We start from the raw sequence: 14615 nt of genomic DNA on the forward strand, positions 1-14615 counted from the left end.
TCGCGAAAAAGGGAGGGAAACCTTATGTCACGTACACTCAAAGTCTGTCTGCTCGCTGCAAGCTGCACTGGAGCAACTGTGTCCTTGCCGGCCGTGGCGCAGACCGTTTCGGAAGAAATCGTCGTCACCGCGCGCAAGCGCGAGGAAAGCGTGCAGGACGTTCCGATCGCAATCTCCGTGATCGGCGCGCAGCAGATCAAGGACATGAAGCTCGCCAATGTCGATGACATTGCCGGCATCCTGCCCAACGTCGTGAATTCCGGCGGCGGCCAGGGCGGTGATACGTTCGCGATCCGCGGCCTTTCGACCACGTCGAACAATCCCGGATTTGAAACCGGCATCGGTATGTATATCGATGAGGTTTACATCGGCCGTCAGTTCGCGTTCGTGACTCCGATCTTCGATCTGCAGCGGATCGAAGTGCTTCGCGGTCCGCAAGGAACGCTGTTCGGCCGCAATACGATCGGCGGCGCGATCAGTCTGACCACGCTTGCGCCTAGCGATACGTTCGAGGCGTCCGCGCAGGTGTCGGCAGGCGAATATGATCTGATCGAAGGCGGTTTTCGGCTGAGCGGCCCGATCGGCGGGAACGGCTTTCGGGCGAGCCTGTCTGCCCAAATCAGGGAGCGCGACGGCTTTCTGAAGGATTTCGCCACGGGTGCGGACTATAACGGCCAGTCATCCCTCAACACCCGCGCCAGTTTCGTTTTCGAGCCCAGCGAAACGGTGCGCATTCGCGCGGCCGTGGATTACTACGAAGACGACAATGCCGATTCCATGATGGACATTCGCGGCGGCGCGCTCGCGGCGGCGGATCCGTATCCGGTATCGAAGCGCCGTATCGGCACCAATTTCAAATCGTTCGGCAGCCGCGAATCGCTTGGCGGCATGGTACGCGTGGATGCCGACCTTGGATGGACGAATCTCGTGTCGATCTCGGCGCTGCGCAGGCATGAAACCAGGGGGCTGCTCGACCAGGATTTCAGCGTGGCTGATATCTCCTTCACCGGGCGTACCGAAAAGCAGGAGCAGTTCAGCCAGGAAATCCGCCTGCAATCCCCGGCCAGCGCATCATTCACCTACGTTGTGGGCGCCTATTATTTCCACGAGGAGCTGGATTCGATCACCACCGCCAACCTTGGCGCCGATGTGCTAGGCTCGCCGGAAACAGCCTTCACGACGGCGGACGTCAATTCCGACTCATGGGCGCTCTTCGGCAACGTCGAGATGGATATCAGCGAACGCCTCGCGATCGGCGGCGGGCTGCGCTACACGGCGGAAAACAAGGATCTCGACTTTGCGCAGACGCTTTCGCCCGGCGCATTCCTGTTGCCTCTGCTCGGCATCGCCATTGAAGTCCCGGCGCTCAGGAATTCGACCGACGAGGGCGAATGGTCTGGCAACGCATACATAAATTACAAGCCAACCGAGGATATCCTCGCCTATGCGAGCTATTCGCGTGGTTACAAGGCCGGGGGCTTCAATGCCACGGTCATCGGCACCACGCCGTCTGATCTATCGTTCGCCGCCGAGTTCGTCGACAGCTACGAAATCGGCCTCAAGACTTCGTGGATGAACGACCGCGTGCGTCTCAACATCGCGGCGTTCCACATCGATTATGCCGACAAGCAGGAGCAGAGCCTCGTCGGCACGACCTTCATCGTGAACAACGCGGCGTCGGCAGATAGCGACGGCTTCGAAATCGAACTGTTCGCGGCGCCGACTGATCACCTCACGATCATGGGCGGCATCGGCTATACCGATGCGAAATACGGAACCTACCTCGGGTGCAGCGTCGATGGGGAGGGCGATCCGGTGGCCTGTTCGGGAAACCGGTTGCAGAACGCCCCGCGCTGGACCGTGAGCCTTGCCGGTCGCTACGAGCAGCCGATCAGCGACAATCTGACCGGCTTCCTTGGCGGCGACATCTCCTATCGGGACGGTGCCTATGTTTCCTCGCTCAACAATCCGAACTATCTTCACGAAAAGCGCACGATCGTGAATGCACAGGTCGGCATCGAGGGCGCGAAAGGGCGCTGGCGGCTCACATTCTGGGGCAAGAACATCTTCGACAACGACGCGTCGGAATTGTCGTTCGATTTTCTCGGCACGGACTACACGATGTTGGTCGCTCCCAGAACGCTTGGTGTCGAACTGGGCTTTTCATTTTGATCATGCGTAAACAGGATCGCGCGGTAACGGAGGCGAATTGTGGTTCATAGAAAGACTTTGGTACTGCTCCTTGCCGGATTGCCGTTGCTCTTGGGGCTTGCTGCGCCGGTCGCGTATGCCGGGGAACCCGCGGCACAGGAAGCGCCCAGCTTCGCTGCGTTCGATGCCTATGTCGAACAGGCGATGCGGACCTGGCGCGTGCCGGGCATGGCGATCGCCATCGTGCGGCGCGACCGCGTGCTGCATTTGCGCGGCTACGGCGTGCGCGAGGAGGGCAAGGGCGGCGCTGTCGATGCCGATACGGTGTTCGCCATCGGCTCGAACGGCAAGAGCTTCACATCGGTGACGCTCGGGGCGCTCGAAGACAGCGGCGCGATCGACCTGCGCAGTCCGATCGTGAATACTCTTCCGCGCTTTCGGATGCAGGACGCTTACGCAAACGACAATGTGACGTTCGAGGATGCGCTCGGTCATCGAAGCGGCCTCGCCACGCAATCGGGGTTGGCGGCTTGGTACATGTTCGGCGCGAATGCGGACGAACTCGTGGCTTCTGTCGCACACATGCCGCCGGCACGGACATTCCGTGCCGGTTTCGCCTACAACAACACGATGTTTGCCGTGGCCGCCGCCGCCGCCTCGGCAACGACGGGTCTGTCGTATGAAGAGCTGGTACGCACGAAAGTGCTGCAGCCGCTGCGGATGACGCGCTCCAGCTCAACGCTCGATATCACGGCGCGCGGCAACGTCGCCACGCCGCACGCGTACGTCGCCGGTGTGCCGACGCCGGTGCCGTACCATCCTGTGCTGGGCGCATCGGCCGCCGGTTCGATCAACTCCACTGCGCGCGACATGGCCCGCTATGTGCGCATGATGATGAATGGCGGCGCGCTGGACGGCGCACAAATTCTGCGCCCGGAAACGACCGCGCGGCTACAGCAGTTGCGCCATGTGTTCGTCGACGATGAGATGATGGACATACGCCAGCTGGTCGGCGCGCTGGAAGACCCCGGGCGCGTCACCAATCTCGGATACGGCCTCGGCCTTGCAAGCATGACCTATGACGGCGCGATCTACACGCTCCACGGGGGCGCTATCGACGGCATGACGTCGTGGATGGCGTGGTCGCCCGAAGACGATATCGGTTTTGTCGCCCTCACCAATGCCGGCAACATCGCGGTGCCCGCCGCGATGATGTTCAAAGCGGTCCGACCGCTGATCGGGCTGCCGGATGCGGATATTCTGGCGCGCGTGGAACCTCTACGCAAAGCCCTGACCGCCGGGCCCTCTCTGCCGCAGGTGAGCGAGCGCCTGCCCGCGATCGCGCCAGCCTCGGCGCTCGTGGGCGCGTATGCCAATCGGTTGGGCGCGTTTCACGTCACTGAAGGCGCGCGCGTACGTCTTGATCGTACCGGCTATGAGGGCGCGCTCACCCATCTCTCCGGCGGGCGTTATGCCGTGATGTGGGACAACCCTGCGCTACCCGTTTGGGCCTTCGACATCGAACTCGCGGCGGACGGATCGATCGGCGGATTGCGCGGCATCGGTTTCGACAGCACCCCCTGGTTTGCCATCGATCCCGTCTTCACGCGCCAGCACGACAAGCGCTAAGGTTAGCGCATGATGTCCGAGCCGTCCTTGCAGGTCGAACGGGTCGATGGCTATTTGCGCCTGACGCTCAATCGACCCCGGCAACGCAATGCCCTTGACGCCGTGCTGCAGGCCGCGCTGCGCGAAGCATTGGAGCAGGCCGCCGGCGATCCCGCCGTGCGTGCCGTGCTCCTGCGCGCCGAGGGGGCCGGGTTCTGCGCGGGGCAGGATCTCGGGGAGGGCTTCGAATTCGATGGTCGCTCGGCCGAGGCGCTGACGGCACCCATCGCGGAGGGCCTCAATCCGCTTATTGAGGCGTTGGCCGATGCACCGTTCCCGACCGTGTGCGCAGTGAATGGCGTGGCGGCAGGCGCGGGATTCGGGCTCGCGCTGGCGTGCGACTACATCTTTGCGGCCGAGAACGCGACCTTCATGTGCGCGTTCTCGCGGCTTGGGCTCGCGCCCGATTCCGGGGTGAGCTTTCACCTGCCGCGTTTGCTCGGAGAGCGGCGCGCGCTGGCGCTTGCGATGCTCGATGAGCCGATCTCCGCGCGGCAGGCCGAAGCATGGGGCCTTGTGTGGAACGTCGTGCCGCGGGATGCGCTGGATTCCGAGGCTGAAGCGCTCGCAGCGACGTTGGCGCGCAAGGCCACCAAGGTGCTGGCGCTCACCAAGCGGGCAATGCGCAGCGCGTTCGCACACGATCTGCGCGAACATCTGGTGTTCGAACGCCGCCTGCAGATGGAAGCGATAATGACCGAGGATGTGCGAGAAGGCGTTGCCGCGTTTCAGGAACGGCGCAAGCCCGCGTTCAAGGGGTTATAGAGGCTTCGCGGTAATCGGCGCGGGGAGGCCATGCTCGCCCGCCGGGTCCACGCTCCAGGCCATGCGATGCAGGATGGCGGCGAGCGCGGCGATCATCTCGTCGGCACCGGGCAGGGCTTCCTGCAACGCGGCATCGGGTAAGATGAAGCGGTCGCGCGCGAGGCGCTCGATCATGGCGATCATGGCGTGCACGACGAAGCCCAGCGCTTCGGCCGTGGGCTCCGGCCCCTCGCCGCAATCCAGTATGATCTTGGCGAGCCGGCGCGCGAACACGGAGCGGCAGCGCTGGTACGCCTCGGCGACGGTGGGGTCCACAGGCTCAAGCTCGTGAATCGCGCGGAGCGCGCCGGGCGCGTTGCAGAACGCCTCTACAAAGGTCTTCACCGTGGCGTGCAGGCGTTCGTAGGGCGGGGCGTCGGCGCTGTCGTGGGCGTCGTCCAGATCGCCCTCAAGCGGGCTAAGCCAATCCACCAACACTTTGCGAACCAGCGCATCCTTGTTCTTGAAGTGATAATAGATCGCGCCGCGCGTGATGCCCGATTCCGCTTCGATATCGCTCAGCTTCAGCGCTGCCGAGCCATGGATGTTGAGGCCGTCCAGTGTGCCCGCCTCGATCTGCGCGAACGTGGCGCGCGCGTCGGCGCGCTGGGGAGAGGGCTGCGCCACGCTTGATGCGGCTTCCATCGGAATGTCGAACGCCCTGTCCAGCACGCGCGGCGCGAACGCGGGTCGTTTGCCGCGCCGCAGCCGCATGGTCCACACCGGCGTATATCCGGCGGCGGCCGGATCCTCGCACGTGAGCGCGCGGTAGCGCAGTTCCGACATGATGCACACCATCATGGAGCGGTCTTCCGTCGGCACCGCCACGCCCGCATCCAGCCCGGCGAAATTGCGGTGCAGCGTGTTTTCGGAAAAGCCGATGAGCGCACGCCCCAGCACTTCAAAGTCTCGCCGCGTGATCGGCGGAACGACATTCAGCTCTGTGAGGAAGACATAGAAGTCCTCCATGAACTGCGTGGTTTGGTCCTGGAAGAAAGCGACCAGTTTGCCGTCTTCCTTGCGCGCCGAGAAATAGCTGCTGACCACACGAAAATTGTCACGCAGCGTTTCGTACAGCAGCTCATGCACCGCCATTTCGCGGCCAAACAGCGAACGCTGCGCTGCCAGAGACAGGAGGCTCCCGCGAAAGTCCTCGGCGGCTTTCCCCAGCACCGCGAAGGCGATGTCTGCCTTGTCCTTGAAGTAGCGGTAATAGAGCCCGATCGGCACTTCGGCCTCGCGCGCGATGTTCTCCACGGTGGAGGATTGATAGCCCTCGGCATTGATCACGGTGGCGGCGGCCGTGATCAGCCGCTCGCGCGTGCGCCAGCCCTTTTGCGTGCGGGGCAGGCGCTTTGAAGCGTCGGCAGAGATGGATTTCCCGTTCGGGTCACCGGCAGTGCGGCGGGTTTGCATTCGTGGTCTCTTCCCGGCCCTAGCAGCAGCGTCCGCCGTTCCTGCCACCATAGCGCGCTTCCTGGCGGTCGCGGAAGAATTCCGGCTCGCTCATCGGCGTGCGCTCCGGATGCCGCTCGGCCATGTGCCGCAGATAGGCGGCGTAGCTGGGCAGGCCCACCATCAGGTGCGCGGTTTCGCGCAGACGGGCGAGGAAGCCGCTCATTCGGCCGGAACCGCCGAGGCAGGAATTTCGCGCGCCGTGGGCTCGCTGCTACGCCGTGCCGCAATGCAGGTCTTCACCGCGAAGAACAGCAGCGAAAGCACGACCGCGAGGAACACTGCGCAAAGCGCGGCGTCGATGCGGTCGTTGAAGATGATCCGGTCCATCTCCGCCATCGACTTCGCGGGCGCGAGCACCTCGCCGCGCGCAGCGGCTTCGGAGAACTTCGCCGCGTGTGAGAGAAAACCGATCTTCGGGTCGGGCGAGAACAGCTTCAGCCAACCCGCGCTCACCGTGCAGATCAGCAACCATGCGGTTGGGATCGCCGTCACCCACGCATAGCGCTCCCGCTTCATGCGGAACAGCACGGCGGTGCAGAACATCAACGCCATCGCCGCCAGCATCTGGTTGGAAATGCCGAACACCGGCCACAGCGTGTTGACCCCGCCGAGCGGATCGGTGACGCCCTGATAGAGGAAGAAGCCCCAGCCGGCTACGCAGAGCCCGGTGGCGACAAGGCCGGGGGCCAGCGCGTTCGTATCGCGGAATCGCGGTGCGGCAAGTCCGATCAGATCCTGCAGCATGAAGCGCCCGGCGCGCGTTCCGGCATCGACGGCGGTGAGGATGAACAGCGCCTCGAACAGGATCGCGAAGTGATACCAGAAGGCTTTCATGCCCGGCCCGCCGATCACGTGGCTGAAGATTTCCGCCATCGCGACGGCGAGCGTCGGCGCGCCGCCGGTGCGCGAGATGATCGTTGCCTCGCCCACGTCCTTCGCGGCCTGCGTCAGCGCGTCCGCCGTGATCGGGAAGCCCATGTTCGTTACGGCGGCGGCGGCGCTTGCCGCGTCCGGGCCCAGCACGGCGGCGGGGCTATTCATCGCGAAATAGATGCCGGGATCGAGGATGGAGGCGCCGACCAGCGCCATCACGGCCACGAACGCCTCCATCAGCATCGCGCCATAGCCGATGAACGGTGCGTGCGCTTCGCTGGCGATCAGCTTCGGCGTCGTGCCGCTCGCGATCAGCGCGTGGAAGCCCGAAACCGCGCCGCACGCGATGGTGATGAACAGGAATGGGAACAATGTGCCCGCCCACACCGGCCCGCTGCCGTCCACGAACTGCGTGAGCGCGGGCATACGGAGCGGCGGCGCCATGATGACGATGCAGAGCGCGAGCGCGGCGATCGCGCCGATCTTGAGGAAGGTGGAAAGATAGTCGCGCGGCGCGAGCAGCAGCCACACCGGCAGCACGGAGGCGACCGCGCCGTAGCCGATCAGCAGCCAGCAGAGCTGCACCGGCGTGAAGGTGAAGATCGGGCCCCATACGGGCGAAGCAGCGATTTGCTGGCCGTAGATGATCGCGAGGATGAGCCCGACGAAGCCGATCAGCGACACCTCGCCGACCTTGCCCGGTCGTATCCAGCGCGCGTAGGCGCCCATCGCCATCGCGAGCGGTACGGTGGCGGCGACGGTGAACATGCCCCAGGGGCTTTCGGCGAGCGCCTTCACGACGATCAGCGCCAGCACGGCGAGCAGGATGATCATGATCATCAGCGTGCCGAACAGCGCGATCGTTCCCGCAACAGCGCCCATTTCCATGCGCACGAGTTCGCCGAGCGAGCGCCCGTCGCGGCGCATCGAGATGAACAGCACCATGAAGTCCTGCACTGCGCCCGCGACGACGACGCCCGCGAGAATCCACAGCGTGCCGGGAAGATAGCCCATCTGCGCGGCGAGCACCGGCCCCACGAGTGGTCCTGCGCCCGCAATCGCGGCGAAGTGGTGGCCGAACAAAACGGTCTTTTCGGTCGCCACATAGTCGAGCCCGTCGGCGCGCCGCAGTGCGGGCGTCGGTCGGCTGGGGTCCAGCCGCATGACGTGCTTGGCGATGTAGAGTGCGTAGTAGCGGTATGCGACGAGGAAGACGCAGACCGCTGCCGTCACGATCCACAATGCATTGATCGGTTCGCCGCGCTGGGTCGCAATCACCGAAAGCGCGAACGCGCCCACCACCGCAAACACGATCCACGGCAAATGACGCATCTTACCTCCCCGCAACGTTCTGTTTCCGCGTGCATCTCATCTTTGCACGCGTCGCGCCAGAGGGGGAAGGCTCAGAGTCCTTCGGAAAGCCCGGCGAGTGCCTGTCGCACGGCGAGCAGCGACTGGCCCGCGACCATGCCCTTCCAGTCGTCCGCGTCGCCGTAGAATGCGCCCCGAATGGTGTCCTTGATCGGCTTCGCGGCGGGGGCGGTGGGATCGCCGTGCGCGTGGAGCCAGCAATCCGCCTGGAGCGCTGCAAGGATGTGATCGGTGGGGTGCGTGCCGACCTCGATCGCCATGCCGGTGATCTCGGCCTTCGGCAGCTGCGCGGGGGCGGCGCTGAGCCCGTCTCCTTCGATACGCACCGAGGCCGACTGGCCATCCGCCACGGACGCGAGCGCCGCGCCGTACCAGCGTGCGGCACGGCGGAAGCCCTCGCTTTCCCGCGAGGAGACGATGATCTGCTCGGCAAAGCCCCACGGGCCGAGGCCGGTGTGGTAATCGATGATGCCGACCTTGCCGACGCCCGAGAGATAATGCGTCAGAATCGCGCTCTGCGTAGTGCGCGACCAGCTCGGCGCCGTGCCGCCATAGAACAGCCCGTCGGCATGGCTGTATTGCCCGCCCATCATCGCCGCGCGCATGGCGAGCGCGCCGTTTTCCTCAGCGTAGCGAGAAGCGGCCGCTGCGGACGCGGCCTGTGCGGCCTCATCCCACACCGGCGGGCAGATCGCGGGATGCAGGACGTCATAGCCGGGGTTTTCGGGCAGAGGCCGCGAAAAATCGATCCAGTTGCGGTTGAGGTCGATGTTCTCGTGCGTCACGCGGCGCAGCCACGCGAAGCCGTAGGGGTTGACCGCGTGGATCATCAGGATGCCGACGCCTTCGGGCCGCCGCGCGATCTCGCCACGCCGCAGCAGATCGACCTGCGCGCCTGAACCGCAGAAGCCTTCGACGCCGTGCGTGCCCGAGATCAGCACCAGCACGCGCGCGGCGCCTTCCACGCCGAACGCGGCGACATCGGTGAAGAGTTCGCCACCGTCCGGCCCGCGCTCGGGGTGCTGGACGGTTTCGAGTGCCGCACCCGCGGCTGCGGCCTCTTCACGGAATTTGGTTCGCGCGCCGCGATAGTCGGCGCTGAAGCTGTCGGCGGAATTCATCAGTTGAGGCGCGTGCGTGCGAGGCGTGGCGAGAAGCCGAAGGTACGCTTGAAGGCCGTGGCGAAGTTGCTGGGGTGCTCGTACCCGGCGTTGAACGCCACTTCGGTGATCGAGGCGTCGGTATCGCAGAGCTGACGCAGCGCATGGTCCATGCGCACGCGCTGGCGGTAGTTCGAAATCGTCGTGCCCGTCACCTGCTTGAAGCACTCCATCATCTGCGTTTCGTTCCACGCGAGATGGCGGCAGAGCTCGGCGATGGAAAACGCCGCCTGCGTGTCCTCGTCGAGGATCTGGCAGAGCTCCTCGACTTTTCGGCGGTCGCGCGGACGCACCGTTTCGGCCGTCCGCGAGCTGCCGAGAATATGCTTGATCGCGAAGCACAGCAGTTCGAGAGCCTTCGCCTCGATCATCAAGTTGCCGAGCGCGCCCGCATCCGGGGGGCTCAGCAAATCCTCGACGATCGGCCGCATCTGCGGGTGCATCGGCAGGCTGTCGTATGAAAAGTGCGAGGCGCGGGCGCGCAGGAAGTCCGCGATCGAAACCGGCAGGTCCGGCATGTTGGGCGAAAGCAGCCCCGATACGAAATCCTTGCTGCAGATCATCGTGATCGAGCGTTCGCGGCTTTCGCCCACGATGCGTTCGTACTTCACGCTGTGCGTGGGCTGGACTAGGAACGACATCAGCCCGGCGGGAACCGGAACGTTTTCTTCCTGATCGCTGCCGATGACGCTGGTGCCGTCCAGCTTGAAATGCAGCTTCAGATATTCGCCGCAGACGTGTCGGTACACGCATTCCTCGGCGTAGCGGAGGTCCGAAAGCACCAGCGAGAAGCCCGGGCGGATCGTCACGCCGTTGTACCAGCCGCTCACGATCTCGCTCTGGGGCCGCAGGAGGAAGGCGTTGCCGACAGGGCCGGGGCGGCTTCCGATGCTCACTTTCAGGGCATCGACCACGGACTGGAGCGTGGGATCGAAAAGGGCTTCAGCGATGTCGAGGCGGTTGTCCAACGCGCGCGTCCCTGAAAAGTGCAGCGCGCCGACTATAGGTTCGCCCTGCGGCGTGTCCAGAGAGCCGCCCGTTTCCGTCAAGGCGTGTTCGGCAAGCATCAGTTGACAAGCTCCACGGCTTTGATCCGGCAGTAGGAGCGCAGCCCGTCCATGCCGCCTTCGATGCCGAAGCCAGAGGCACCCCACGGCTCCGCGCCCATCGCGAAGCCGCTGTGTTCGCCCGCCGCGGCGCTTGCGCGCACCGTGATGCGCCCAGCGCGGAGGCCGCGCGCCGCTGCCTGCGTGCGCCGCGCGTCGCGCGTCCAGAGGCTGGCGGCAAGGCCGTAGGCGGTGTCGTTGGCGATGGCGAGCGCTTCGTCAAAATCACGGAAGCGCAGGACTGAGAGCACCGGGCCGAACACCTCTTCGCACGCGACGGTCATGTCGGGGCGCACGTCGGTGAGCACGGCGGGCGCAGTCGAGGTTTCGCCCCACGTGCCGCCGTCGAACGCCACGCTCGCGCCCTCGGTGCGGGCATGATTGATGAAGCCGCGGATTTTCTCGAGCTGGCCGCGCGTCGCGATCGTGCCGAAACCGGTTGCCGGGTCGAGCGGATCGCCGGGCACGCGTGCCTCAGCCGCCTTGATCACCGCCTCGACGAGCCTGTCGTGGAAGCTGTCTTCCACGATCAGGCGCGTTTTCGCCGCGCACCACTGGCCCTGGTTCCAGAAGGCGTCGTGCGCCACCCGCGCCGCGACCGCTTCAAGGTCGTCCGCCATGTCCGCGCACACCACCTGCGGCGACTTGCCCCCGCATTCGAGGAGTAGCGGCTTGCCGTTCGATTGCCCGGCGTAAGCCATGAACAGCCGGCCAGTCGTGGTGGAGCCGGTGAAGCTGATGAGATCGATGTCGCCGTGGCGTCCCATCGCCTGCCCGACCGTCGGGCCAAGCCCCGGCACCACGTTGAGCACGCCGTCCGGCAGCCCCGCCTCCGAAGCGATCTCGGCAAGCCTCAGCGCCGAGGTTGAGGCGATTTCGGAGGGTTTCAGGACGACGCTGTTGCCCGCCGCAAGCGCGGGCGCGGCCTTCAGCGCCGCGTTGATCAGCGGGAAGTTCCACGGCACGATGGCACCCACAACCCCGCGCGGTTCCAGAAGCCCGAGCGACAGCGTGATGCTGTCTGAAGGCGCGACGGAGCCGTAAAGCTTGTCCACCGCCTCGCCATAATAACGGAAGAAACCGGTCGCGAAGGCGATTTCTCCGCGCGCGGCGGAGATCGCCTTGCCCATTTCCAGCGCGTCCATCAGCGCGAGATCGTCCGCGTTTGCTTCGATCAGCTCGGCGATGCGCAGCAGCACGGCCTTGCGGTGAAGCGGCGGCGCCTTCGACCAGCGGCCATCCTCGAACGCACGGCGGGCGGCGGCAACGGCGCGGTCCACGTCGTCGTCGGCACCCACGGGGAGCGTGCAAACGGGCCTGTTTGTGGCCGGATTGATCGAATCGAAGCCTTCGACGCTCGCAGAGTCGGTGAAGCGGCCGTCGATGAACGGGCGTGTGGGGAGCGCGAGCGCGGCGGCGCGGGCGTGCCAGTCGATGGGTGTGGTCATAAGCGGGCTCTTTTGGAAAGCGGGTTTCCGGAAGGGTGGAAGATGTTGCCGCGACGCGCTTTTGCGCCGCCGCGAAAAATCTATGAGCGGGCTCCAAATCTGCGGTGCCTGTCCGGTTCGGGGCAGCGCAAACAAAGTTCGGGAGAATGGAAAAGACGTTGCTGCCCGCGCGCCGCATGGTGCGAACTCAGCCCGCTATCCAGAGGCGAAAGCCCGGCGGCGAACGATAAAAGAGGGGAAACACATGAAGAAAAACGCATTTTCCGTCACTTTCAGCCGCAGCCTGCTGGCACTCGGCGTCTCGTCGATCGCGCTCGGCACCGCCCAGGCGCAGGAGGCCGAAACGGCGCCCGTGCTCGACGCCGGTGAAATCGTGGTGACCGCGCGCAAAACCAGCGAGCGTCTTCAGGATGTGCCGATCTCGGTGAGCGCGCTGAGCGGCGACCAACTGCGCGAGAATGGCGCCGTCGACGTGAAGGACGTCATGCGCAATGTGTCGGGCCTGTCGTTCGCGGGCGTCGAGCGCGGCCTTGGCAACTACAACATCCGCGGCGTCAGCACCGTCGCCTCTGCGCCCACCGTCGGCATCTATCTCGACGACATCTCGCTGGTCACGATTGCGACCACCTTCAGCGGCGCCTTCGACCCGATCTTCTTCGACATGGAGCGCCTCGAAATCCTGAAGGGTCCCCAGGGCACGCTTTACGGCGGCAGCTCCATGGGCGGCGCCATCAAGTACGTGAGCGCGCGTCCGGATACGTCGGCGATTTCCGGAAGCGCCGCCGTCGGCGCCGCTACCACGGCGCACGGCGATCCGTCCTACAACGTGGAAGGCGTGCTCAACCTGCCGCTGGTGGCCGATACGCTCGCGATGCGCACCGGCTTCCTCTACCGCCGCGACGGCGGCTACATCGATAACGCGCCTGGCCTCGTGCAGAACTCGAATTATTCGAGCGCGCCCTCGCCGATTTACACGCCGCTCGCGCAGGATGCGCTGACGAGCCGCAGCGTGTCGGATCACAATAAGGCGGACAGCTTCGTCGGCCGCCTGTCGTTCCAGTGGGAGCCGGATGCGACCTGGTCGATCCGCCCCGCGCTCTTCTATCAGCGCTACGAGCAGAAGAACCCGGCGCAGTTCTTCCTTGGGGATACGGAGAAGCTCACCTCGTCGTTCCGCTTGCCGCAGCGAACGGTGGACAAGGCGGGCATCTACAGCCTCAATGTCGAAAAATCGCTCGGCAACGTGCGGTTCACCTCGCTGACCTCCTATTTCGACCGGAAGCTGAACTGGGAGCGTGATTACAGCTTCTTCATCGGCGGGCTCGTGCCCCCGATGTTCCCGCTGACCAGCCACAATCTTTCCGCCAGCCGCACCAAGCAGTTCAGCCAGGAAGCGCGCCTGTCCTCCGGTGGCCCCGGCGACCGTCTGAAGTGGCTCGCAGGTCTCTATTATTCCTGGCAGGACGATAACCTGTACCAGATCGTGAACACGCCCGGCGCGGAGCCGTTCATCGGCACCGTCACCGGCTACGTCGGCGACACAACGACGACGACGAAGCAGTACGCGGCGTTCGGCGAAGCGACCTTCTCGATCACCGATCAGCTTGATGTCACTGCGGGTGTCCGTCTGTTCCAGATCAAGCAGGACGTCGATATCCTGGGCGACGGCCCCTTCAACGGCGGACTGACGCTCGTCGAGGGGCGCAAGAGCAACGAGAAGGGCGTCAATCCCAAGGTCGGCATTTCCTACAAGGCGACGCCGGACAACATGATCTTCGCCTCGGCGGCGAAGGGCTTCCGGCCCGGCGGCCCGAACCGCTTCCAGATCAACCCCGTGCTCTGCGCGGCCGATCTTGACCGTCTCGGCCTCACAGCCGCGCCCGACAGCTTCGATTCCGATAACCTCTGGAGCTACGAGCTCGGCTCGAAGAACCAGTTCGCGGACGGCCGCGTGACGCTGAATGGCGCGCTGTTCTTCACCGACTGGAAGAAGATCCAGCAGCAGCTCAACCTCATCAACTGCGGCTTCGCCTTCACCGGCAACGCCGGCAGCGCCGAGGTGAAGGGCGCCGAGATCGAAGGGCGCGTCAATGTAACGGGCGGCTTCCAGATCGGCGGCAATGCGACCTATACCAGCGCGAAGATCACCAATGCCGCGGCAGGCACCGCCGTGCAGGACGACGACCAGGTGCTTGCCGTGCCGAAATGGATGGCGAGCGCGTTCGCAAGCTACGGCTTCGACGTCGGCAGCGACTGGCGGGCGCAGCTCCGCGCCGAGTATCAGTACCAGAGCAAGGCGCGCCAGATGTTCGATCGCGTGCAGGCGGTTACCTACGCCGACGCAGTGGTGGGCCTCGTGCCCAACCGCGCGGAATTCCGTGAAAGCTACCAGGTCGTGAACGCGTCACTCTCCGCCGACAACGGCCCGACGGTGCTGCGGCTTTACGTCAACAACCTCTTCGACGTTCAGCCCCTCATCGATATGGAGCTCGGAGCGGGTAATGACTATGCAACGACCCTGCGTCCGCGTACGATCGGGGTTGAGGTCCGTCAGAAGTTCTAAGGTTGAGCGTATG

The 14615-nt window shown here is 64.9% G+C and carries 10 protein-coding genes; 4 read left to right on the plus strand and 6 right to left on the minus strand.

All coding sequences use genetic code 11. The features are described 5' to 3' along the window. Window positions 1–24 precede the first annotated feature (24 nt). Genes AAC014_RS16060 through AAC014_RS16070 form a run of 3 tightly spaced genes read left to right on the plus strand, consistent with a single transcriptional unit; the run spans window position 25 to window position 4584 of the window. Window positions 25–2172: a TonB-dependent receptor gene (locus tag AAC014_RS16060; protein WP_339710451.1), complete on the plus strand. Its 2148-nt coding sequence runs from the start codon at window positions 25–27 to the stop codon at window positions 2170–2172. 39 nt (window positions 2173–2211) lie between these two features. Continuing rightward, window positions 2212–3780 carry a serine hydrolase domain-containing protein gene (locus AAC014_RS16065; RefSeq protein ID WP_339710454.1) on the plus strand — a complete coding sequence of 523 codons (1569 nt, stop codon included), beginning with the start codon at window positions 2212–2214 and terminating at the stop codon, window positions 3778–3780. 12 nt (window positions 3781–3792) lie between these two features. Continuing rightward, entirely contained in the window at window positions 3793–4584 is a 792-nt protein-coding gene (locus AAC014_RS16070; protein WP_339710457.1) for an enoyl-CoA hydratase-related protein, read from the plus strand. Here AAC014_RS16070 and AAC014_RS16075 read toward each other — a convergent pair. The 6 genes from AAC014_RS16075 to AAC014_RS16100 all read right to left on the minus strand — a co-directional run bounded on the left by AAC014_RS16075 (window position 4579) and on the right by AAC014_RS16100 (window position 12039). Next, window positions 4579–6039 (minus strand): TetR/AcrR family transcriptional regulator, encoded by a 1461-nt coding sequence (locus AAC014_RS16075; RefSeq protein WP_339710460.1) that lies wholly within the window; start codon window positions 6037–6039, stop codon window positions 4579–4581. The genes AAC014_RS16070 and AAC014_RS16075 overlap by 6 nt on opposite strands. Before the next feature lie 19 nt (window positions 6040–6058). Continuing rightward, on the minus strand, window positions 6059–6244 hold the full coding sequence (locus tag AAC014_RS16080; protein ID WP_339710463.1) for a YbdD/YjiX family protein: 186 nt from the start codon (window positions 6242–6244) through the stop codon (window positions 6059–6061). Then, entirely contained in the window at window positions 6241–8286 is a 2046-nt protein-coding gene (locus tag AAC014_RS16085) for a carbon starvation CstA family protein (RefSeq protein ID WP_339710465.1), read from the minus strand. The genes AAC014_RS16080 and AAC014_RS16085 overlap by 4 nt, the downstream gene beginning before the upstream one ends. A gap of 71 nt (window positions 8287–8357) precedes the next feature. Next, window positions 8358–9446 (minus strand): M14 family metallopeptidase, encoded by a 1089-nt coding sequence (locus tag AAC014_RS16090; RefSeq protein ID WP_339710467.1) that lies wholly within the window; start codon window positions 9444–9446, stop codon window positions 8358–8360. After that, window positions 9446–10552 carry an AraC family transcriptional regulator gene (locus AAC014_RS16095; protein WP_339710469.1) on the minus strand — a complete coding sequence of 369 codons (1107 nt, stop codon included), beginning with the start codon at window positions 10550–10552 and terminating at the stop codon, window positions 9446–9448. The genes AAC014_RS16090 and AAC014_RS16095 overlap by 1 nt, the downstream gene beginning before the upstream one ends. Further along, a complete protein-coding gene (locus AAC014_RS16100) occupies window positions 10552–12039 on the minus strand; it encodes an aldehyde dehydrogenase family protein (protein ID WP_339710472.1) in 1488 nt (495 codons plus the stop codon). Before AAC014_RS16100 ends, AAC014_RS16095 begins: the two co-directional genes overlap by 1 nt. A gap of 244 nt (window positions 12040–12283) precedes the next feature. On the opposite strand from AAC014_RS16100, the gene AAC014_RS16105 reads away from it, so the two are divergent. Beyond that, the gene (locus tag AAC014_RS16105; RefSeq protein WP_339710474.1) at window positions 12284–14602 is read left to right on the plus strand and encodes a TonB-dependent receptor; all 2319 of its coding nucleotides are present in this window, start codon (window positions 12284–12286) and stop codon (window positions 14600–14602) included. Window positions 14603–14615: the final 13 nt, after the last annotated feature.

It is taken from the genome of uncultured Sphingosinicella sp. (assembly GCF_963974575.1).
In the GTDB taxonomy this organism is placed as follows: domain Bacteria; phylum Pseudomonadota; class Alphaproteobacteria; order Sphingomonadales; family Sphingomonadaceae; genus Sphingosinicella.

Coding starts and splice junctions, on each gene's coding strand:
- AAC014_RS16060 (WP_339710451.1), top strand. CDS start 25: ATGTCACGTACACTCAAAGTCTGTCTGCTCGCTGCAAGCTGCACTGGA.
- AAC014_RS16070 (WP_339710457.1), top strand. CDS start 3,793: ATGTCCGAGCCGTCCTTGCAGGTCGAACGGGTCGATGGCTATTTGCGC.
- AAC014_RS16075 (WP_339710460.1), bottom strand. CDS start 6,039: ATGCAAACCCGCCGCACTGCCGGTGACCCGAACGGGAAATCCATCTCT.
- AAC014_RS16080 (WP_339710463.1), bottom strand. CDS start 6,244: ATGAGCGGCTTCCTCGCCCGTCTGCGCGAAACCGCGCACCTGATGGTG.
- AAC014_RS16085 (WP_339710465.1), bottom strand. CDS start 8,286: ATGCGTCATTTGCCGTGGATCGTGTTTGCGGTGGTGGGCGCGTTCGCG.
- AAC014_RS16090 (WP_339710467.1), bottom strand. CDS start 9,446: ATGAATTCCGCCGACAGCTTCAGCGCCGACTATCGCGGCGCGCGAACC.
- AAC014_RS16095 (WP_339710469.1), bottom strand. CDS start 10,552: ATGCTTGCCGAACACGCCTTGACGGAAACGGGCGGCTCTCTGGACACG.
- AAC014_RS16100 (WP_339710472.1), bottom strand. CDS start 12,039: ATGACCACACCCATCGACTGGCACGCCCGCGCCGCCGCGCTCGCGCTC.
- AAC014_RS16105 (WP_339710474.1), top strand. CDS start 12,284: ATGAAGAAAAACGCATTTTCCGTCACTTTCAGCCGCAGCCTGCTGGCA.